Consider the following 19,194-nt stretch of genomic DNA (forward strand, 5'->3'; position numbering starts at 1 on the left):
CGCGCCTCCCCGTCCGCGGGCGTCACCCCGGAGTCACCCCCTTGCCTCTCGCGCTGCTCGCGCTGGCCGTCACCGCGTTCGCCATCGGCACCACCGAATTCGCCGCCATGGGGCTGCTCCCCCAGGTCGCCGACGATCTGCACGTCTCCATCCCGCAGGCCGGCTGGCTGATCTCCGCGTACGCGCTGGGCGTGGTCATCGGCGCCCCGCTGCTCACCGCGCTGGCCTCCGGCCGGTCGCGCAAGGCGGTGCTGGTGGCGCTCGCCGGGCTGTTCGCCACCGGCAACCTGCTGTGCGCGCTCGCACCGGACTTCTGGACGCTGGCCGCCGCCCGGCTGATCACCGGACTGCCGCACGGCGCGTTCTTCGGGGCCGGCGCGGTGGCCGCGGCCGAACTGGTGACCCCGGACCGCCGGGCCCGGGCGGTGGCCGTGATGTTCTCCGGCCTGACCATCGCCAACATCGTCGGCGTGCCGGCCGCCACGCTGCTGGGCCAGCACCTGGGCTGGCGGGCGACCATGCTGGTGGTCGTCCTGATCGCCGCCGCCGGGACGCTCGCCATCGCCCGGCTGGTGCCTTCACTGCCCTCTCCCGGGCAGGCCGGCCTGCGGCACGAGCTGCGGGCCTTCCGCAACGGGCAGCTGTGGCTGGCACTGGCCACCGTGGTGTTCGGCTGCGGCGGCTTCTTCGCCTGCTACAGCTACATCGCGCCGCTGCTCACCGAGGTCTCCGGGTACGCCACCGGCTCGGTGACGCTGGTGCTGGCGCTGTTCGGGGTGGGGATGACGATCGGCAACGTGATCGGCGGGTTCGCGGCCGACCGGGCGCTGCGCCCGACGGTCTGCGCCGCCTTCGTGCTGCTGGCCGCCACCCTGGCGCTGTTCGCGGTGACCGCGCACGCCCGCTGGTCGGCCGCCGTCACGGTGGTGCTGATCGGGCTGTTCGGCTTCGCGATCGTGCCGGCGGTGCAGACGCTGGTCCTGCAGAAGGCGCGCAGCGCGCCGACGCTGGCCTCGGCGACGGTGCAGGGCGCGTTCAACCTGGCCAACGCGCAGGGCGCCTACTTCGGCGGGCTGGCCCTGGACGCCGGGTTCGGCTGGACGGCGCCGACGCTGGTGGGCGCCGGGCTGGCCGCTGCGGGCGCGCTGATCGCGGTGCTCGCCTGGGCGGCCGACCGGCGCCGGCCCGTGCCCGCTGCACCGGAGCCCGCCGCGGTGGCTGCGGCCGCGGCGGCTCCGGTCGGCGTCCAGAACTAGGGCTGGGCCTGGGCCTGGGGCTGGGCGAGGGGTTCGAGCTCGCGGTGGGCGGCGGCCAGCAGCAGGTAGCCCTCGCCGTTGGCCTTGATGCCGGCCTTCTCGTCCTCGGTCAGCTCGCGGCGGACCTTGGCCGGGACCCCGGCGACCAGCGAGCCGGGCGGCACCCGCATGCCCTGCGGCACCACCGCGCCCGCCGCGACCAGCGAACCGGCGCCGATCCGGGCGCCGTTGAGGACGGTGGCGTTCATCCCGACCAGGGCGTCGTCCTCGACCACGCAGCCGTGCAGCACCGCGTTGTGCCCGACCGAGATCCGCTCGCCGACCACCAGCGGGAAGCCCGGGTCGGCGTGCAGGGTGCAGTTGTCCTGGATGTTGCTGTCCCGGCCCACGGTGATGGACTCGGCGTCGCCGCGCAGCACCGCCCCGTACCAGACGCCCGCGCCGGGGCCGATCGTCACGTCCCCGACCACGACGGCGTTCGGCGCGAGGAAGGCGCCCGGGTCGACGGTGGGCACCTTGCCCCCGACTGCGGCGATCAGCGGCTCTGCCATGTCTCGTCCTCCTGGTGACGGTCGGCCGTTCCTGTCGCCGGACAGCGTAGGGGGCGGTCCGGTCCGCGGCACCCGCCCTACCCCTGCCCGCCGCAGAGGCCGGCGTTCACCGCCCGCTGCCAGGCGGCGAGGGCCGCGGCCGGATCCGGCGTGTCGTAGAAGGTCGTGCTGTTGGCGAACTGGCGCTTCCCGTCGAGCGAGCCGAGCATCATCGTGCTGTAGCCGGGGATCCCGCCGGCGTGGCCCCAGAACGCACCGCACGGGGTGTCCACCCGCTGGAGGCCGAGCCCGTAGGCCTGGCCCCCGCCGTGGGCGGTGGTCTTCTGCATCTCGGCGAGTTCGGCGGGGCGCAGCAGCCGGCCGCCGAGCAGGGCGCGGATGAACGTCGTCAGGTCCGCGGTGGTGGAGATGCCCGCGCCGGAGGGGCCGGCCATGGAGGGGTTGAGCGCGGTGACGTCGGCCGGGCCGCTGTCGAGCTTGAGGTAGGCGTGGGCGTGCGGGCCGGGGATGGCCGGGGAGTAGAGCGGCATCGAGGTGCCCGTCAGGCCGAGCGGGCGGATGATCCGGCGTTCCACCTCCTCGTTCCAGCCGTGGCCGGTGAGGCGTTCGATGATCAGCGCGACCAGGGCGTAGTTGGTGTTGGAGTACTGCCAGTCCTGGCTGGGGCGGAAGGCGGGCGGGTACTTGTCGGCGAGGTCGACCTGGTCCTGCGGGCTGTAGGACGTGTAGCGGCCGGTGTCGAGCCAGTTCTGGTCGTAGGAGTTGAAGGCCGGGTCCTGGGTGTAGTCGGCGACGCCGCTGGTGTGGTTGAGGAGTTCGCGGACGGTGATGTCCGCGCTGTTCGGCACCGCGCCGGGCAGCAGGCTCTCCAGGCGGTCGTCCAGTCCCAGCCGTCCCTCGCCGACGAGTTGGAGCAGCACGGTGGCCACGAAGGTCTTGGTGGTGCTGCCGATCCGGAAGCGGCCCGCGGGGTCGACGGGGGTGTCGGCGCCGAGCCGGGCGACGCCGACGGCGGCGCGGTGGACGAGCCGGCCGTTCTCCCGCACGGCGGCGAGGGAGGACGTGGCGACGTTCTTAGCGGTCAGGTCGGCGAGGGCGGTGTCGAGGGCCGTCCAGTCGGTGCTGCGGTCGGTGGCGCTCGCCGGGCGGGCCGCGTCCTGGGCGGCGGCGGCCGGGGCGAGCGCGGCGATCAGGCCCGCGCCCGCGAGGGCCGCGACGGCGGCGCGCAGGGCCGGCCCGCGTCGGCGGCGCCGGGTGGTGGCGGCTGGGTCGGTGGTCATGACGTCCTCCCTGGTCCGGCCGGCAGGGCTGTCAACCTCAGCCGCTGCCACGGTGTTTGACACCATGGCAGGGTGACTGCGGGGCGGTCGTCAGCCTCCGGGGCGGCGTGTCTGCTACCTGGGGAGGGGCGTGACCCTGACGGGTTCCCGGAGTCGCGCCCCCGAGACGGGTCGGGGGCGCGGCGGGCCGGGGCGGGTCAGGAGGCCGGCGCCTTGGTGCGCAGGATCTCGATGAACGCGCGCAGCCACGCCGGGTGGTCGGGCCAGGCGCGGGCCGAGACGACCACGCCGTCCACCACCGCCTCGCCGTCGACGAATTCGGCGCCCGCCGCCTTCACGTCCGGCGCCAGCGCCGGGTAGGCGGAGCTGCGGCGGCCGGACAGCACCCCGGCGGCGGCGGTGATCAGCGGGCCGTGGCAGATCTGAGCGACCGGCTTGTCGCCCGCGAAGAAGTGCTGGACGATCCGCTGCACGTCCGGGTCGTTGCGCAGGTACTCGGGGGCGCGGCCGCCGGGGATGACCAGCGCGACGTAGTCGGCCGGGTCGACGTCGGCGAAGGCGAGGTCGGCGGGCCAGGTGTAGCCGGGCTTCTCGGTGTAGGTGTCGTAGCCGTCGACGAAGTCGTGGACGACGAACTGGAGTCGCTTCCTGGTCGGGGCGGCGATGTCGACCTGGTAGCCCTCCTCGCGCAGCCGCTGGTACGGGTAGAACACCTCCAGCGACTCGGCGGCGTCCCCGGTGACGAGCAGGATCTTCGATGTCATCGCCGACATCCCTCCACATGGTCGAGCGTCCGACACGGCGTGGGCCCCGGCCGGTGGCCACCGGCCGCGGGCCCGGACCAACCTCCCGCACCGGCCGTGCCGTTGGCAACAGGGCGCACCGGGCGTACTGCGGCGCGTCACCGGGCGTACGCGCCTGCCGAGGGCCGTGCGCGCCGGGCCACCGCCCGGCTGCGGACCACGGCTGCCCGCGTCCTAGACTCCTGCTGCCCGCCACGACCGCACACCGGAGGAGCCCATGCCGGACCGCACCACCCACCTCGTCCTGCCCGGCTACCAGAACTCGGGCCCGGAGCACTGGCAGACCCGCTGGGAGGCCGCCGAGCCGGACACCTTCCGCCGGGTCCAGCAGGCGGACTGGGACCACCCCGACCAGAACGACTGGATCGCCCGGGTGGACGCGGCGGTGGCCGAGGCCGCCGCCGACGGGCCGGTGGTGCTGGTCGCCCACAGCCTCGGCTGCGTCACGGTGGCCCGCTGGGTGGCCGCCGCTCCCGCCGGGCGGACCGCCGCGGTGCGCGGCGCGCTGCTGGTCGCCCCCGCGGACATCGACACCGCCGAAGTCCCGCAGCTGACCGGCTTCCGGCCGGTGGCCCTGGCGCCGTTCCCGTTCCCGGCCGTGGTCGTCGCCAGCACCGACGACCCGTGGGTCAGCCCCGAGCGGGCCCGGTTGTTCGCCGACGCGTGGGGCGCCCGGTACGTCGAGCCGGGCGCGTACGGACACCTCAACTCGGACTCCGGGCTGGGCGACTGGCCGGAGGGCCGCAAGCTGCTCGCAGAGCTGTGACGCATCGGACGGGGGGACGATGAGGAACCGGATGCCGAAGGCCAGGCGCGTCCTGGTCCGACTGCTGCTGGCGGGCGGGGCGGCGGCCGTGCTGCTCTACACCGAGGGGCAGTGGGAGAGCCGCTCGGGCGGGCTGATGCTGGTCGCCGACCTGCTCAACCGGCCCGAGCTGCTGCTCGGCGCGGCGCTGGCCGCGCTGATCGCCGCCGCCTGGCTGGGCGACCGGCGCACCGCCGTACGGACGGCCACCCGGGCGGTCACGGTGACGGCCGGGGTGGTGTTCCTGCTCGGCGTGCTGGCCGCGCACAAGGTCTCGGCGGCCGAGACGCGCAGCCGGGAGACCGCCCCGGCCCGCCCGGAGCTGGCCCTGGTCGTGGTGCACCGCTCGTACGCCACCGCGCCGAAGGACAACGACGACTGGCAGGTGCTGCTGGAGGTCGGTGCGGGCTGGTCCGGGCGGCGCTGGTCGCTGGCCCAGATCGGCCGGGCGCCGGACGACGCCCGGCTGGTGGAGGCGAGTTGGACCGGCCGGGACCAGATCACCGTGGTCACCGACTCCTACCGGCGGGTCTTCAACCTGGACCAGGACACCGGCGAGCCGGTCGAGGCACGGTAGCGTCCGCGCCACGGCAGCCCCACTACGTCGGCGAACCGCCTGAGTACGGGTACTCAGGCGGGGCCGGGCGGCTCACTGGTCCTGGTTGTCGCCGGGGTCGGCCGGCGCGGAGGGGGCGAACGGGGTGGACTGCCCGGCCGGCGTGGACGGCGCGGAGCGGCCGACCGGGCTGTTCGGGTTGAGCGGGCCGACCGGGTTGCCCGTGCTGCCCTGATTGCCGGTGCTGCCCGGGGTGCTCAGGGCGCCGGGGCTGCTCGGGTTGCCGGGGCTGCTCGGGCGCTGCTTGCCCGAGCCGCTCCCGCAGGTGCCGGTCGGCGAGCCGCTGGGGGTGACGCAGTTCGGGTCGCGCTTGGGCGGGTCCGGGATGTAGACCGTCGGGAACTCCTTCTCCGGCATGTTCCGGACGGCGTCGCTCATCGCCTGCTCCCAGATCGGGCCCGGGCCGGTCGCGCCGAAGACCTCCTGCTGGTACTGGCCGCCGATCCGGATGTTCTTCATCGGCACCTTGGTGCCCGGGCTGCCCAGCCAGACCGAGCCGGCCAGGTTGCCGGTGTAGCCGGTGAACCAGGCCGACTTCTTCTCGTCCGTCGTCCCGGTCTTGGCCGCGATCTGCCGGCGGTCGTCCAGCCTGAGCTCCTTGGCGGTGCCCTTCTCCGTCACCCCGAGCAGCACGCTGTTGATCACGTCGGCGGTGTCCGTGGACATCGCCTCGGTGCACTTGGCCGGGCTCACCGGGACGTCCTTGCCGTCCACCGTGGAGATCTTGTTGATCGCCAACGGCGCGCAGTAGGTGCCGCGGGCGGCGAAGCTCGCGTACACGTTCGCCATCGTCAGCGGGCTCACCTCCTGGGTGCCGAGGCCGAGGGCGGGCAGCTCCTGCAGCGGGTCGCCGCCGGCCTTGCCGGTGACGCCCAGCTTGTTGGCCATCTGCTTGACCGCGCAGAGGCCGATCTCCTGCTCCATCTGCACGAAGTAGGTGTTCACCGAGAGGGCCATCGCCTCCTTGAGCTCGTACGGGCCGACCTCGCGCGCGCTCTCGTTCGGGATGCTGCCCTCCTTCTTGCCCTTGCTCAGGTTCTTCCAGGTGCCGTCGCAGGTCTTCATCGTCGGCCAGTCCATGCGGTTGGGCGAGTCGTACCGCTGGGTGGGCGGCAGGCCGGCCTCCAGGGCGGCGGCGGCCACGATCGGCTTGAAGTTGGATCCGGGCTGGAAGCCGATGCCGCCGCCCATCGCCGCGTCCACGTTGTAGTTGACGACGGTCTGGTTCTTCTCCTTCGCCAGACCGTAGGGGCGGGTCTGCGCCATCGCCAGGATCTTGCCGGTGCCGGGCTCGACCATCGTCATCGCCGCCGAGACCGGGTCGGTGACGTACACCTGCTCGGAGACGGCCTTCTGGGCGGCGGCCTGCTTCTCCGGGTCCAGCGTGGTGTAGATGTTGAGGCCGCCGGTGTCCCACAGCTTCTTGCGCTCGGCGGCGCTCTTGCCGAACACCGGGTCCTGCTTGACCACGTGGCGCACGTAGTCGCAGAAGAAGCCCATGCCGGCCTGGGCGGTGATGCAGCCGTTCTGCGGGTCCTGGTACTTCAGGCCCAGCGGTGCGGCCTTGGCCTCCCTGGCCTGGTCCGCGGTGATGTGCTTGTTCTCGACCATCTTGTCGATGACGGTGTCCCGGCGCTTCTGCGCGGCCACCGGGTGCAGCTTCGGGTCGTACTGGGACGGGTTCTGCACCAGCCCGGCGAGCATGGCCGCCTCGGGGAGGGCGAGGTCCTTCGCGTCCTTGCTGAAGTACCGCTGGGCGGCCGCCTGTATGCCGTACGCCTGGTGGCCGTAGAAGGTGATGTTCAGGTAGTTGGTGAGGATCTGATCCTTCGTCAGGTCCTCCTCCAGCTTGATGGCGTACCGGAGTTCCTGGATCTTGCGGCCGAGCGTCTTGCGCTGCGCCTCCAGGACGGCCACCGGGTCGTCGCCGGCCTTCTCCACGTTGACGTTCTTCACGTACTGCTGGGTCAGCGTCGACGCGCCCTGGACGGCGGCGCCGCTCTCCGCGTTCTTGGTGATCGCCCGCAGGATGCCCTTGAGGTCGACGGCGCCGTGCTCGTAGAAGCGGGCGTCCTCGATGTCCACCTGCGCCTGGCGCATCAGCGGTGACATCTGCTCGGCGGGTATCACCGTGCGGTCCCGCTCGTAGACCTTGGCGATCAGGCCGCCCTTGGCGTCGAAGACCTGGGTGGCCTGCGACAGCGCCGGCGCCTTGAAGTCGTCGGGGATGCTCTCGAAGCCCTCGGCGCTGCTCTTGGCCCCGAGCCCGACGGCGCCCGCCGCGGGAAGGATGAGACCGGCCAGCAGGACACCGCCGAGAGTGCAGCAGCCGAGGAACGTGACCGTGTGACCCAGGAATCCGATCGGGGTCTCACGGCGCCGCGGGCGCGGCACCCAGGTGTCGCCCGCGTCCGGGGCAGGTATGCGGCTCTTCGGTGACATAACTGGAACACTACGGCCGCGAATACCGTGCCAGGGCAGGGTGTTGGCGAAGCTTTGTCACAAATCCGCCACAGATTCGGCTCATTCCAGCCGGTCGGACGGGCGCCCGGGTTCGGACAAGGACCGTTCGCCTACGGCCTGTTGCTCCCGCCCGGATGCCCGCCCGCCCACCGCGCTCCGGCTACCGGAGGGTCAGGACGCGCGGGCCGTCCTCGGTGATGGCGACGGTGTGCTCGATGTGCGCGGCGCGGCTGCCGTCCGTGGTGCGCAGCGTCCAGCCGTCCGGGTCGGTGCGGTAGTCGCCCCGGCCGCCCGCCGTCAGCATCGGCTCCAGCGCCAGCACCAGGCCGGGGCGCAGCGGGTAACCCCGGCCCGGGCGGCCCTCGTTGGGCACGTGCGGGTCCTCGTGCATGCTCCGCCCGATGCCGTGCCCGCCGAAGCCTTCGAGCAGGCCGTAGCGCCCGGCGCGGGCGACCCTGCCGATGGCGTGCGCGATGTCGCCGATCCGGTTGCCGACCACGGCGGCGGCGATCCCGGCCTCCAGGGCGCGCCGGGTGGTGTCGATCAGTGCCGCGTCCTCGGGCCGGGCGGCGCCGACGGTGAAGCTGACGGCGGAGTCCCCGGCCCAGCCGTCCAGGAGGGCGCCGCAGTCGATGCTCACCAGGTCGCCGTCGCGCAGCCGATAGCCGCCCGGGATGCCGTGCACGACGGCGTCGTTCACCGAGGCGCAGATGACGGCCGGGAACGGCACGGGCGCGAAGGACGGCCGGTAGCCGAGGAACGGCGAGGTGGCGCCGGCCGCCCGCAGGACGCCGTGCGCCACCTCGTCCAGCTCCAGCAGGCTGACGCCCACGGCCGCCGCGTCCTGCACGGCGGCCAGCGCGTCCGCCACCACCCGCCCGGCTTCGCGCATCGCGTCCAGGGCGGCGTCCGACTTGATTTCGACCACGGTGAGCCTTCTCCCCTCGATCCAATTCTTATACCGGTATTTGTATCACGGTCGGAGGTGGGGGCGGCCACGCGGCAGGACGGGAGCACCGAGCCGGGCACACGGCGTGACCCCGGCGGGGAGGGCCTAGTATCGACGGCATGGTGAGGACTCCACTGACCCCGTGGGAGCGCGAGCGCGGGGAGCGCTTCGGGGCGCTGCTGCGCGAGGCGCGCGGCGCGCGCAGCATGGTCGAGGTGGCGGCGGTGGCCGGCGTCTCGGCGGAGACGCTGCGCAAGATCGAGACCGGACGGGCGCCGACGCCGTCGTTCTTCACCATCGCCGCGCTGGCGTTCGCGCTGGACCTGTCGCTGGACGAGCTGGCGGCCGTGTGCGCGCTCCCGGAGGACGGCGAAGCCCTCTCGGCGTGACGCCTCAACGCCTTGCCGTCTTGCCGCCTTGCCGCCTTGCCGCCTTGCCGCCACACCCTGCTCGTCCTGGCCGGGAGCTTCCTCTTCCCGGAGATCCCCGGGGCGGACGCCGACGGCTGAGCCCCGAACCGCGCTCCGGACGGCGATCCCGAACGGCGGCGGCCCGCCGGGCGCGTGCTGCGCCGGGCGGGCCGTCGTGGGGCAGGGAGGTGGTCAGTTCACGGAGCTGTTGTAGCTGTCGATGGCGGGCTGGAGCTCCTTGGCCGCGTCGGCCAGGGCCTGCTGGGCGGTCTTGGAGCCGGCGATGGTCTGCTCGATCGCGGTCTCGACGCCCTTGCGGGCCTGCGGCATCACGCCGAGCAGGCAGCCCGCGGTGGCCGGGGAGGGCTTGGTGGCCTTGAGCTGCTCGATGGCCGTCTGGAACTGCGGGTACTTGGCCACCCACTCCTTGTCCTTGGGGTCGTCCAGGGACTTGCGGTTGACCGGGAAGTAGCCGGTGCCGGTGTGCCAGGCGGCCTGCTGCTCGGGGGCGGTGACGAACTTCTCGAACTCCCAGGCGGCGCGCTTCTCGGCGTCGGAGTGGCCGGGGCCGCTGATCCACAGCGAGGCGCCGCCGATGACCGGGCCGCCCTGGTCGGCGGCGGCGAGCTTGGGGAAGGCCGCGGTGCCGACGGCGAACTTGGCGGCCTCGGTGTAGCCGCGCAGCACGCCGGTGGACTCCAGGTGCATGGCGACGGTGCCGGCCTTGAATGCGGCCTGGGCGTCGTCGGTGTTGCGGCCGGTGTTGGCCGCGTAGCCGCCCTTGACGAGGTCGGCCCACCACTGGACGATCTGCGCGCCCTGGGCGGAGTCGAACACGGCCTTGCCGGCCTTGTTGGTGCGGCCGTTGTCCTGGTCGCAGTACATGGTGCCGGACTCGGCGAGCAGCTGCTCGACGAACCAGCCGTAGATGGCGGCGCCGAAGCCGTAGCGGACGGTCTTGCCGTCGGCGTCCTTCTTGGTCAGCTTCTTCGCCAGCTCGCCGAGTTCGGCGAGGTCCTTGGGCGGCTGGGCCGGGTCGAGGCCGGCCTCCTTGAAGGCGTCGGCGTTGAGGTAGAGCAGCGGCATGGAGGAGTTGAACGGCATCGAGACGAGCTTGCCGCCGACGGAGTAGTAGTTGCGGATGTTCGGGTCGAGGTCGTCGAGGGCGAAGCCGTCCTTGTCGGCGAAGGCCTGGGCCGGGACGGTCTGCTTGGAGTCGATCATGAACCGGGTGCCGATGTCGTAGACCTGCACCAGGGCGGGGGTGCCCTTCTGCTGCACCGCGGCCTTGTACTTGGCGACCAGGTCGTCGTACTTGCCCTGGAACTGCGCCTTGACCTCGATCTTGCCCTGGTGGGCGGCGTTGAACTGGCTGACCAGCCCGGTGAGGACCTCGGCGTTCTTCCCCGTCATCGAGTGCCAGAACTCGACGCCGGTGACGCCCGAGGCCTGGTCGAGCGCCTGGGCGCCGGGGGCGGCGTCGGAGGAGCCGCCGGAGCCGGAGGTGGAGTCACCGGAGCTACAGGCGGTCAGGGACAGGCCGGCCACCAGCAGGGCCGCGAGCGCGCGGGCACTCTTCTTCACGGGAGGGTTCTCTCTCTGTCGGGAGGGACGTGCTCGAAGGAGCGGGAGGAGCGGGACGAGCGGGAGGAAGCGGCGGAGCGGGTCAGCGGACGGCGCCCGCGGTGAGACCGCGGACGATGAAGCGCTGGCCGAAGACCACCAGGGCGAGCGTGGGCAGCAGGGAGAGCACGACGCCGGCCAGGATCAGGCCCGGGTCGGACATCTCGGAGTCGCGCAGCGAGGTGAGGCCGATCTGCAGGGTCTGCATCTTCGCCGTGCGGGTGATGATGAGCGGCCAGAAGTACTGGTTCCAGGCGGACAGGAAGACGTAGATCGACAGCGCCGCCAGGGCCGGCTTGTTGAGCGGGACGACGATCCGCCACAGGAACCGCCAGTGGCCCGCGCCGTCGATCCGCGCGGCGTCGCGCAGTTCGCCGGGGAGCTGCCGGAAGGCCTGCCGCAGCATGAAGGTGCCGAAGCCGGAGGCGAGGAAGGGCAGCACCAGGCCGAAGTAGGTGTTCCCGAGCCCCCAACCGGACAGCGTCAGGTAGTTGGGGATGATGATGGCCTCCCACGGGACCATCAGCGTCGCCAGGAACACCCCGAACACCACGGCCCGCGCCTTGAGCGGCAGGAACACGAAGGCGTACGCGGCGAGGACCGAGGTGAACAGCTGGGCGAGCGTGATGACGGTCGCCACGATCGCCGAGTTGGCGTACTGCCTCGCCAGCGGGACGGTGTCGACGGCGCCGGCGAAGTTCCGCCCGGTGACCGAGTGGGGCACCAGTGCCGGCGGGTAGGAGGAGAGTTCGGACGGGCTCATGAAGGCGCCGGCGATCGCGTAGTACACCGGGAAGGCCACGGTGACGACGGCGACGGCGAGCAGCAGGTAGACGGCGGCGCGGCCGAGCAGGTCGCGCGGCGAGCGTCCGGCCAGCACGCGGGGGCGCGGGCGCGGCGCGGCGGCCCCGTCCTGGGCCCCGGGCCCGGCCTCGGTGGCGGTCACGGTCATGCGTAGTGCACCTTCCGCTCCAGGACGCCGAACTGGACGGCCGTGCAGGCGAGGACGACCACGAGCAGCACCACGGCCTGGGCACTCGCGGTGCCGAAGTCGCTGGAGCCGTAGGCGAAGGCCTTCTCGTAGACGGAGTAGACGAGGGTCCGGGTGGCGCCGTCGGGGCCGCCCTTGGTGAGGATGTGGATCTGGCCGAAACTCTGCAGCGAGTGGACGGTGGAGACCACGGTCAGGAAGAACAGGTTCGGGCCGAGCATCGGCACCGTGATCGAACGGGCCAGCCGCAGCCCCGAGGCGCCGTCGATCCGCGCGGCCTCCAGGATCTCGCCGGGGATCGAGCCGATGCCGGCGGACAGCACCAGCACGTTGTAGCCGAGGCTCATCCACACCGTGGTGACGGCCACCGAGACCAGCGCGTACCGGGAGTCGGTCAGCCAGCCGATCGGGCCCAGCCCGACGTGCGAGAGCAGGCCGTTGAGCACCCCGCTGGCGGGGTTGAAGAACACCGCGAAGACCACGGACGCGCTGGCCACCGAGAAGGCGAAGGGCAGCGCGAACGCGGAGCGCAGCAGCCGCACGCCCCGGATCCGGTTCTCCAGGAGCAGCACCAGCACCAGCGCGCCCAGCACGCCGGGCACCACGGTGAGCAGCGTGAACAGGGCGGTGGTGACGAGCGTGCGCCGGAAGTCCGCCGAGGTCAGCAGCTCGGTGTAGTGCTTCAGCCCGACGTAGCGCGAGGGCGCGCCGAACAGGTCGTTGGCGTGTCCGCTCAGGTAGATGGTCCGTCCCAGCGGGTAGCCGATGAAGAGGACGAAGACCACCAGGGAGGGCAGCAGGAAGGCCCAGGCGAGGCCGTGCTCACCCCAGCGGCTTCGGCGGCCCTGGTGGGGCTTGGTGTGTGGTGCGGTCGGCATGGGTTTGCGCGTCCCGCCTTTCGTTGCGTCGGTTCCGGCCGAAACCGTGTCCTGCCCACACGACGGGTCGGAAACCCCACGGTGAGCAACGGGTGTCGTCGGGATTACGCGTTCGCGTCAGATTCGGCCGGTCGTGGGCGGACGGGCGTTGGGGCGCGTCCCCGGCCGGTCCTGGCGGGCGGGCTGTGCGGCGCGCTCCCGCCCGTTCCGGTACGCCCTCCGGTGACCCGGGCCTGTCGGTGGGGCGTCGTACGGTTCCCGCATGGACGACACCGAATTCGACATCCGGGCCGCGATGGCCGAATCGCTGCGGGGCCGCGCGGGCACCCGGGCGCTGGTCGAGGGCTTCGCCGCCTACTGGGGCGAGCCGCTGCGGCCCGGGGACGGCTTCACGGACGCCGAACTCGACGCCGCCGAAGGGCGCCTGGGCCTGCGGCTGCCGGCCGCGCTGCGCGAGGCGTACCGACTGTTCGGCCGCCGGGAGGACCTCACCGGCAACCACAACCGGCTGCTGCCGCCGGAGGGACTGTTCGTCCTGGACGGCGCCCTGGTGTACCAGGAGGAGAACCAGGCGTGCGCGCACTGGGGCGTGCTGCTGGCCGACCTCGACCAGGACGATCCGCCGACGGTCGGCCGGCCGGACCTCGCGGACAAGTCGGCGGAGTGCTGGGAGCCCTGGGAGGAGCGCTTCTCGACGGCCGCGGCGGTGATGGTGATGGTGGAGAAGCTGCTGCAGGACGACGAGTTGAGCGTGTTCGCCGAGTCCGGGGCGGAGGTGCCGGAGGGGCTGGCGGAGCTGCCCCGGCTCGGCCGCGGCTGCCGCTGGTTCACCGGGCCGGACGTGCTGGTCGTCGAGCTCGACGAGGACTTCGTGGTGGCCCGGGCCCGGACCGAGGAGGCCCGGGACGCACTGGCCGAGCAGTGATCTGATGGCCCAACGCCGTTGTGCGGTGCGGCCGTTGGGCCATTGGTGGATCGGGCCGTGGCCCAACGACGGGGCGTCTCCCCGCCGTTGGGCCACGGGTGGATCAGGCGGTGGCGCCGCCGTCCAGGACGAGGTCGGCGCCGACGGTGAAGCCCGCCTCGGACGAGGCCAGGTACAGCACCGCGGCGGCGACCTCCTCGACCGCACCCGCCCGACCGACGGGGAGGCTCTCCTTCATCCGCGCGGCCTTGTCGTCGGCGTTCTCGCCGGGCCGGGTGGACATGCTGGTGTCCACCGGGCCGGGGCTCACCATGGTGATCCGGACGCCGTCCGCGATGTGGTCGAGGGCGGCGCTGCGGGTCAGCGCGGTGACGGCGGCCTTGCTCGCGGCGTAGGCGCCGAGGCCGGGCACCCGCATGTGGACGCCGAGGTTGGACGACACGTTGACGATCGCGCCGCCGCCGTGGGCCCGCATGTGGCCGATCTGGTGCTTCATGGCGAGCCAGGTGCCGGTCAGGTTGACCGCGAACACCCGGTGCCACTCGTCCTCGTCGATGTCGGCGACCGGGCCGACGGCGCCGAGCACACCGGCGTTGTTGACGGCGACGTCCAGGCCGCCGAGGAGTTCGACGGTCTCCCGGACCAGCCGGGCGGCGTCCTGACCGTCCGCCACGTCGCCGGTCAGCGCGACGGCCTTGCCACCCGCCTGCTCGATCAGCTCGACCGTCTCGGCGAGCGGGCCCGCGCTGCGGCCCGCGACCGCGACCCGGGCGCCCTCCCGGGCGAACGCGAGCGCCACGGCCCGTCCGATACCGCTGCCGCCGCCGGTGACCAGGACGGACTTGTCGGTGAAACGCGTGGTCATGAGAGGTGCTCCTTGATCTGGATGGTGCGTTCTGGTGCGGTGTCGGTCTCTGTGGTGGCCTCGGGAGCCGCCCGCGCCGACAGGGCGACGGCGAGGGCGGTCAGCGCCAGGGCGGTGCCCGCCGCCGCGAAGGCCGTGGCGTAGCCGCCGACCACGCTCGGGCGGGTGGCGGCGAGCGCCATCAGGGCGGCCACCCCGGCGGTGGGGCCGAGTTCCATGGCGGTGTTGAGCACGCCCGCGGCGAGGCCGGTCCGTTCGGGCGGTACGCCCGCGGTGGCGAGCACGGCCGCGCCGGCGAAGGCGGTCGCGGCCCCGGCGGGCAGCAGGAGCAACCCGGGCAGCAGCCCGGTGGCGTAGCCGCTGCCGGGCGCGAGGCCCGCCAGCAGGCCGAGCCCGGCGGCCGCGAGGGCGAGCCCTCCGGCGGTGACCGCGACGGCGCCGTAGCGGGCGGTCAGCGGCCCGGCCAGGCGGCCGGCCGTCAGCAGTGCCGCCGCGTACGGCAGGAAGGCGGCGGAGGTGGCCAGCACGCCCCAGCCGCGGACCTGTTGGAGGTAGAGCGCGAGCAGCAGGAAGGTCAGCGCGGTGCCGGCGGCGGTCGCCATGACGGCGGCGAGGGCGGTGGCCCGGCGGCGGTCGGCGAGGAAGCCGGGCGGCAGCAGCGGGTCGGCGGTGCGGCGTTCGACGGCGGCGAAGGCGCACAGCAGGGCGAGCCCGGCGGCCAGCGGCAGCAGTGTCCCGGGGCTTCGCCAGCCGTGCTCGGTGGACGCCACCAGCCCGTAACTGGCCGCGCAGACACCGGCGGCGGCCAGGGCGGCGCCGGGCAGGTCCAGCGCCGGCCGGCCGACGGCCGACGGTCGGCCGTCCGGTTCGGCGGGCGGCAGCGAGCCGGAGCGGGCCAGGCCGACGAGGGCGACCAGGACGGGCACCGCGAACAGCCAGCGCCAGGAGACCCAGGCGGCGACGGCGCCGGAGAGCAGGTTGCCCGCCGTGGCGCCGAGCACCGAGAGGCCGCCCCAGGCGGCCATCGCCCGCCGGTAGTCGGCGGGTTCGGGCCGCAGCACCCGGACCACGGCGACCGCCGCCGGGGCGGCCAGGGCGGCGCCGACGCCCTGGGCGAAGCGGCTCGCCAGCAGGACGGGGTAGCCGGGCGCGAGGGCGCAGGCGATCGAGGCGGCGCCGAGCAGGGCCAGGCCCACCCGCAGCAGCCGGCGGCCGCCGTGACGGTCGGTCAGTCGCCCGCCGAGGAGCAGCAGGGCGCTGAAGGACAGTCCGTAGGCGGCGCTCAGCAGCAGCACGCCGGACGGGCCGAGCCCGAACTCCCTGGCCACCAGGGGCAGTGGCACGGACAGGATCATGATCGTGAAGATCAGCGCGGCCTGCACGCCGCCGAGCAGCGCGAAGCCGGGCCGGTCGACCGTGGCGACGCTCATGGAAACCACCCTCCCCAAAATGACCGTTCGGTCCAGTATCGGGACAGCACATGGCAACCTCCCCCGTCGCCCTGCCATCGCCCCGCGATCCGTCAGCCGATCCGTCAGTCGAGCAGCACCAGCGCCTGCTCGGCGGCGTCCCGCACCCGGGACGCGCCGTCGGCGGTCCGGCCCAGCACCCGCACGCCCTGCAACAGCACCAGCAGCATCCGGGCCAGCGCCCTCGGGTCCCGCCCGGCGGGCAGTTCGCCCTGCGCCTCGGCCCGGACCAGGGCGGTGGTCAGCACCGTCTCCAGGTGGCCGAGCCCGGCCTCCACCCGGCGGGCCGCCGAGGGGTCGTGCGCGGCGAGCTCGATGGCGGTGTTGGTGATGAAACACCCGCGCTTCAGCCCGTCCTCGGCGGACTCCGCCGCGAACCGGCGGACCAGCGCGCGGACGGCCGGCAGCACCGGGCCGGGCTGGGAGAGCTCGGCCACGAGCACCGGGTCGGCCTGCTCGCCGTACCGCTCCAGCGCCCGCAGGAACAGTTCGTGCTTGCTGCCGAAGGTGGCGTAGATGCTCGCCCGGGCGATCCCGAGCTCCTCGACCAGGTCGGCCATCGAGGTGGCCTCGTAACCGCGCCGCCAGAACAGCTCAAGGGCCGACTGGAGCACGGCGTCCGGGTCGAATTCCTTCGTTCGCGCCATGGGTGAACGCTAACCCTTTCCAGAACGGTCGGTCAAGATCCACCTCGAAGGTCGCACACGTGGGATCTGACGGAGCATTGCCAAGTGGACTAGACCAAGGCTACCCTTACCGCCCCGTACCTCCTCCTCCCCCCACAGGAGGCGTTTCCCCATGCCCGCGAACCTTCCCACCTCTCCCCAGCGGGCGGCCGAGGCCGCCCGCCCGCTCGTCCTGACGGCCTTCCGGGTCGTCGTCGGGCTGCTCTTCGCCTGCCACGGCGCCGCCTCGCTCTTCGGCGTCCTCGGCGGCACCAAGGGCGGCGGCACCGTCCCGCTCGGCCAGTGGCCCGGCTGGTGGGCCGCGCTGATCCAACTGCTCGGCGGCGCCCTGGTGCTGCTCGGCGTCGGCACCCGGACCGCCGCCCTGCTCTGCTCCGGCTCGATGGCGTACGCCTACTTCACCGTCCACCAGGAGCACTCCCTGCTGCCGCTGCAGAACGGTGGCGAACCCTCCGTCATGTTCTGCTGGGCCTTCCTCGCCATCGCGGTGCTCGGCTCCGGCCCCTACGCCCTGGACCGGCTGCTGATACGGCGCAGCACGGCCGAGCCGGCCGCCCAGCCCGCCCCGGCGGGAGCACACCCGGGCCGGGCCGGCTGAGCGCCCCCGGCCCGGCGGTCGGCTGAGAACCCGGCCGGCGGATAGCTCGACGGACGGCACGGCTCGACGGCACGACGGCACGCCGGCACGACAGCTCGGCGGCTCAACGGACGGCACGACGGACTGACTTGTGCGGGGTCAGTCCGTCGACGGACCCGGGCCGCGCCCGCCCGTCCTCACACCACGGTCGGCAGCGGCGGTTCGACCGCGAGCGGAGCGGTGGAGCGGGCCCGGTGCTGGGCGGCCCACGCGGCGAGGGCCACCGTGCAGGCGTGGTCCAGGTGGCGCAGCCCGGACCAGTCGAGTTCCACCGGCCGGTCGGCCGGCAGCCGTTCCAGGGCGTCCAGCAGCCGGGGCAGCCGCAGGAAGGTCGCGTTGCCGCTGAGCCGGACGCGCTGCAGGGCCTCGCCGGACGGCAGGACCAGTTCCTCCAGGCCGATCTGCAGGTGCGAGGTCTGCCAGGCGGACTTGGCCACGGCCAGGCCGATGCCGATCAGCACACCCTCGAACAGGTCGGTGGCGATGATGGCGCCCGCGGTCACCGCGAGCACCAGCGCCTCGCCCCGGTGGTCGCGGCAGAGCGCGGCGATCCGCCGCAGCGGCACGAGCTTGGCGCCGGCGTGGACCAGGACGGCGGCCAGCGCGGTGAGCGGGACGAGCCCGAGCACGCCGGGCAGCAGCGCGGTGAACAGCAGCAGCCAGAGCCCGTGCAGGGTGCGCGAGGCCTTGGTCCGCGCCCCCGCCTGGACGTTGGCCGCGCTGCGGACGATCACCGCGGTCATCGGCAGGGCGCCGAGCAGCCCGCAGACGGTGTTGCCGATGCCCTGGGAGGTCAACTCACGGTCGTAGTCGGTGCGCCGGCCGTGGTGCATCCGGTCGACGGCGGCGGCGCTGAACAGCGTCTCGGCGGAGGCGATCAGGGTGAAGGCGACGACCGTACCGAGGCCGGCGGTGCCCGCCACCGCGTCGAGCGCGGCGCGGTCGGGCAGGTGGACGACGTCGAGCAGGCCGGCCACCCGGACCCTCGCCACCGGCAGGTCGGCGGCGGCCGTGACGGCGGCGGCCAGTCCGACGGCGGCCAGCGGCGCGGGGACGCCGCGGGCGACGCGCCCGGGCAGGTACTTCCAGCCGACCAGCACGAGCAGGGTGGCCAGGCCCAGGGCGACCGCGCTCGGGTTGGCCACGCCGGTGACCACGTCCGCCAGCAGGTCGGGCAGTCCGGCGATCTTCTCCGGCCCGGTGGCCGGGGCGCGGCGGTCGGCGAGCGCGTACAACTGGCCGAACAGCAGGGTCAGCCCGATGCCGGCCAGCATGCCGTGCACCACCGAGGCGGACATCGCCCGGAACCAGCGGCCGAGCCGGAGGGCTCCCATCGCGATCTGGAGCAGCCCGGTGCCGAGGACGAGCAGGCCGAGGGCGGTGACGCCGAAGCGCTGGACGGCGTCGTAGACCAGGACGGTCAGCCCGGCGGCCGGGCCGCTGACCTGGAGGCTGCTGCCGGGCAGGACGCCGACGAGCAGGCCGCCGACGATGCCGGTGACCAGACCCAGTTCGGCGGGAACGCCGGAGGCGACCGCCACCCCGACGCACAGCGGCAGGGCGACCAGGAACACCACCAGCGAGGCGGGCAGGTCGTAGCGCCAGGGGACGGCGCGCAGCACGGCGAGCGGGGGCCGGCGGCGGCCCGGCGGGGCGGCCTTGCCGGGATGGCCCGGCGGGGCCTTGCGGCGGCGGGGAGTTCGGCTCACCCGGTCACCACCGGGGGGCAGGCAGGGAGACAGCGCATGGCGGCGTTCCTTTCGCGCGCCCGCCGCTGCGGGCACGCCGTCACAGGGGGGTGAGGAGGTCACGGGGGCGAGGAGGGGAAAGGGAGGTGGACCGCACGGTGGGGGCGACAGCGGTACGGCCGCAGGTCCGGGTGGACCGGACGGCGGCGGCGGGTGTCGGGTCGGTGCGGCCAGGGGGTGCGTCCCTCGCTCGGGTGCGGCGGACCGGGCGCGCTGGTCCTGGACGGGACCGGCCGCCG

Annotated in this window: 18 protein-coding genes; 6 read left to right on the forward strand and 12 right to left on the reverse strand. The window is 73.7% G+C overall.

Annotated elements, in window-relative coordinates:
- Nucleotides 1–41 precede the first annotated feature (41 nt).
- A complete protein-coding gene (locus OG556_RS02660; protein WP_371515650.1) occupies nt 42–1,256 on the forward strand; it encodes an MFS transporter in 1,215 nt (404 codons plus the stop codon).
- On the opposite strand, the gene OG556_RS02665 is transcribed toward OG556_RS02660, so the two are convergent.
- The 3 genes from OG556_RS02665 to OG556_RS02675 form a co-directional block, all read right to left on the reverse strand.
- A complete protein-coding gene (locus OG556_RS02665; RefSeq protein WP_371515651.1) occupies nt 1,253–1,807 on the reverse strand; it encodes a gamma carbonic anhydrase family protein in 555 nt (184 codons plus the stop codon). The two genes, OG556_RS02660 and OG556_RS02665, sit on opposite strands and share 4 nt — an antisense overlap.
- A gap of 77 nt (nt 1,808–1,884) precedes the next feature.
- Nucleotides 1,885–3,087, reverse strand: a complete 1,203-nt coding sequence (locus OG556_RS02670; protein ID WP_371515652.1) for a serine hydrolase domain-containing protein — start codon at nt 3,085–3,087, stop codon at nt 1,885–1,887.
- Between the two features lie 197 nt (nt 3,088–3,284).
- The gene (locus tag OG556_RS02675; RefSeq protein WP_063346079.1) at nt 3,285–3,851 is read right to left on the reverse strand and encodes a DJ-1/PfpI family protein; all 567 of its coding nucleotides are present in this window, start codon (nt 3,849–3,851) and stop codon (nt 3,285–3,287) included.
- Between the two features lie 256 nt (nt 3,852–4,107).
- Between OG556_RS02675 and OG556_RS02680 the strand changes: the two genes are divergently transcribed.
- The gene (locus OG556_RS02680; protein ID WP_371515653.1) at nt 4,108–4,656 is read left to right on the forward strand and encodes an RBBP9/YdeN family alpha/beta hydrolase; all 549 of its coding nucleotides are present in this window, start codon (nt 4,108–4,110) and stop codon (nt 4,654–4,656) included.
- Between the two features lie 31 nt (nt 4,657–4,687).
- A complete protein-coding gene (locus OG556_RS02685; RefSeq protein ID WP_350886005.1) occupies nt 4,688–5,272 on the forward strand; it encodes a hypothetical protein in 585 nt (194 codons plus the stop codon).
- Nucleotides 5,273–5,344: 72 nt separating this feature from the next.
- Here OG556_RS02685 and OG556_RS02690 read toward each other — a convergent pair whose 3' ends face one another.
- Both OG556_RS02690 and map read right to left on the reverse strand, forming a co-directional pair.
- Nucleotides 5,345–7,753, reverse strand: coding sequence for a transglycosylase domain-containing protein (locus OG556_RS02690; RefSeq protein ID WP_371515654.1), 2,409 nt, complete (start codon nt 7,751–7,753; stop codon nt 5,345–5,347).
- A 181-nt stretch (nt 7,754–7,934) separates the two neighbouring features.
- The gene (gene map, locus OG556_RS02695) at nt 7,935–8,702 is read right to left on the reverse strand and encodes a type I methionyl aminopeptidase (RefSeq protein WP_371515655.1); all 768 of its coding nucleotides are present in this window, start codon (nt 8,700–8,702) and stop codon (nt 7,935–7,937) included.
- A 140-nt stretch (nt 8,703–8,842) separates the two neighbouring features.
- Here map and OG556_RS02700 point away from each other — a divergent pair, with 140 nt between their 5' ends.
- Entirely contained in the window at nt 8,843–9,112 is a 270-nt protein-coding gene (locus OG556_RS02700; protein ID WP_063346085.1) for a helix-turn-helix domain-containing protein, read from the forward strand.
- A gap of 213 nt (nt 9,113–9,325) precedes the next feature.
- On the opposite strand, the gene OG556_RS02705 is transcribed toward OG556_RS02700, so the two are convergent.
- From OG556_RS02705 to OG556_RS02715, 3 genes are all read right to left on the reverse strand, one after another.
- Nucleotides 9,326–10,717, reverse strand: coding sequence for an ABC transporter substrate-binding protein (locus OG556_RS02705; RefSeq protein WP_371515656.1), 1,392 nt, complete (start codon nt 10,715–10,717; stop codon nt 9,326–9,328).
- Nucleotides 10,718–10,799: 82 nt separating this feature from the next.
- Nucleotides 10,800–11,708 carry a carbohydrate ABC transporter permease gene (locus tag OG556_RS02710; protein ID WP_371515657.1) on the reverse strand — a complete coding sequence of 303 codons (909 nt, stop codon included), beginning with the start codon at nt 11,706–11,708 and terminating at the stop codon, nt 10,800–10,802.
- Complete coding sequence (locus OG556_RS02715; protein WP_371515658.1) at nt 11,705–12,625, reverse strand: carbohydrate ABC transporter permease; 921 nt, start codon at nt 12,623–12,625, stop codon at nt 11,705–11,707. The genes OG556_RS02710 and OG556_RS02715 overlap by 4 nt, the downstream gene beginning before the upstream one ends.
- 262 nt (nt 12,626–12,887) lie before the next feature.
- On the opposite strand from OG556_RS02715, the gene OG556_RS02720 reads away from it, so the two are divergent.
- Nucleotides 12,888–13,550, forward strand: a complete 663-nt coding sequence (locus OG556_RS02720; protein WP_371515659.1) for an SMI1/KNR4 family protein — start codon at nt 12,888–12,890, stop codon at nt 13,548–13,550.
- Nucleotides 13,551–13,653: 103 nt separating this feature from the next.
- On the opposite strand, the gene OG556_RS02725 is transcribed toward OG556_RS02720, so the two are convergent.
- From OG556_RS02725 to OG556_RS02735, 3 genes are all read right to left on the reverse strand, one after another.
- Entirely contained in the window at nt 13,654–14,415 is a 762-nt protein-coding gene (locus tag OG556_RS02725) for an SDR family NAD(P)-dependent oxidoreductase (RefSeq protein ID WP_371515660.1), read from the reverse strand.
- Complete coding sequence (locus tag OG556_RS02730) at nt 14,412–15,845, reverse strand: MFS transporter (protein ID WP_371515661.1); 1,434 nt, start codon at nt 15,843–15,845, stop codon at nt 14,412–14,414. The genes OG556_RS02725 and OG556_RS02730 overlap by 4 nt, the downstream gene beginning before the upstream one ends.
- Before the next feature lie 104 nt (nt 15,846–15,949).
- Nucleotides 15,950–16,531: a TetR/AcrR family transcriptional regulator gene (locus tag OG556_RS02735; RefSeq protein WP_371515662.1), complete on the reverse strand. Its 582-nt coding sequence runs from the start codon at nt 16,529–16,531 to the stop codon at nt 15,950–15,952.
- Between the two features lie 151 nt (nt 16,532–16,682).
- Here OG556_RS02735 and OG556_RS02740 point away from each other — a divergent pair, with 151 nt between their 5' ends.
- Nucleotides 16,683–17,168 carry a DoxX family protein gene (locus tag OG556_RS02740; protein ID WP_371515663.1) on the forward strand — a complete coding sequence of 162 codons (486 nt, stop codon included), beginning with the start codon at nt 16,683–16,685 and terminating at the stop codon, nt 17,166–17,168.
- Between the two features lie 176 nt (nt 17,169–17,344).
- Here the strand turns inward: OG556_RS02740 and OG556_RS02745 are convergent, their stop codons facing one another.
- On the reverse strand, nt 17,345–18,829 hold the full coding sequence (locus tag OG556_RS02745; RefSeq protein ID WP_371522535.1) for a SulP family inorganic anion transporter: 1,485 nt from the start codon (nt 18,827–18,829) through the stop codon (nt 17,345–17,347).
- Between the last annotated feature and the right edge of the window lie 365 nt (nt 18,830–19,194).

Origin of the sequence: Kitasatospora sp. NBC_01300, from assembly GCF_041435235.1 — a bacterium.
Taxonomy (GTDB): Bacteria; Actinomycetota; Actinomycetes; order Streptomycetales; family Streptomycetaceae; genus Kitasatospora.

Bases quoted from the DNA above. Each gene is read 5' to 3' on its own strand.
- OG556_RS02680 (WP_371515653.1), top strand. From the start codon at position 4,108: ATGCCGGACCGCACCACCCACCTCGTCCTGCCCGGCTACCAGAACTCG.
- OG556_RS02710 (WP_371515657.1), bottom strand. From the start codon at position 11,708: ATGACCGTGACCGCCACCGAGGCCGGGCCCGGGGCCCAGGACGGGGCC.
- OG556_RS02715 (WP_371515658.1), bottom strand. From the start codon at position 12,625: ATGCCGACCGCACCACACACCAAGCCCCACCAGGGCCGCCGAAGCCGC.
- OG556_RS02725 (WP_371515660.1), bottom strand. From the start codon at position 14,415: ATGACCACGCGTTTCACCGACAAGTCCGTCCTGGTCACCGGCGGCGGC.
- OG556_RS02730 (WP_371515661.1), bottom strand. From the start codon at position 15,845: ATGAGCGTCGCCACGGTCGACCGGCCCGGCTTCGCGCTGCTCGGCGGC.
- OG556_RS02720 (WP_371515659.1), top strand. From the start codon at position 12,888: ATGGACGACACCGAATTCGACATCCGGGCCGCGATGGCCGAATCGCTG.
- OG556_RS02685 (WP_350886005.1), top strand. From the start codon at position 4,688: ATGCCGAAGGCCAGGCGCGTCCTGGTCCGACTGCTGCTGGCGGGCGGG.
- OG556_RS02665 (WP_371515651.1), bottom strand. From the start codon at position 1,807: ATGGCAGAGCCGCTGATCGCCGCAGTCGGGGGCAAGGTGCCCACCGTC.
- OG556_RS02735 (WP_371515662.1), bottom strand. From the start codon at position 16,531: ATGGCGCGAACGAAGGAATTCGACCCGGACGCCGTGCTCCAGTCGGCC.
- OG556_RS02690 (WP_371515654.1), bottom strand. From the start codon at position 7,753: ATGTCACCGAAGAGCCGCATACCTGCCCCGGACGCGGGCGACACCTGG.
- OG556_RS02670 (WP_371515652.1), bottom strand. From the start codon at position 3,087: ATGACCACCGACCCAGCCGCCACCACCCGGCGCCGCCGACGCGGGCCG.
- OG556_RS02700 (WP_063346085.1), top strand. From the start codon at position 8,843: ATGGTGAGGACTCCACTGACCCCGTGGGAGCGCGAGCGCGGGGAGCGC.
- OG556_RS02740 (WP_371515663.1), top strand. From the start codon at position 16,683: ATGCCCGCGAACCTTCCCACCTCTCCCCAGCGGGCGGCCGAGGCCGCC.
- OG556_RS02675 (WP_063346079.1), bottom strand. From the start codon at position 3,851: ATGACATCGAAGATCCTGCTCGTCACCGGGGACGCCGCCGAGTCGCTG.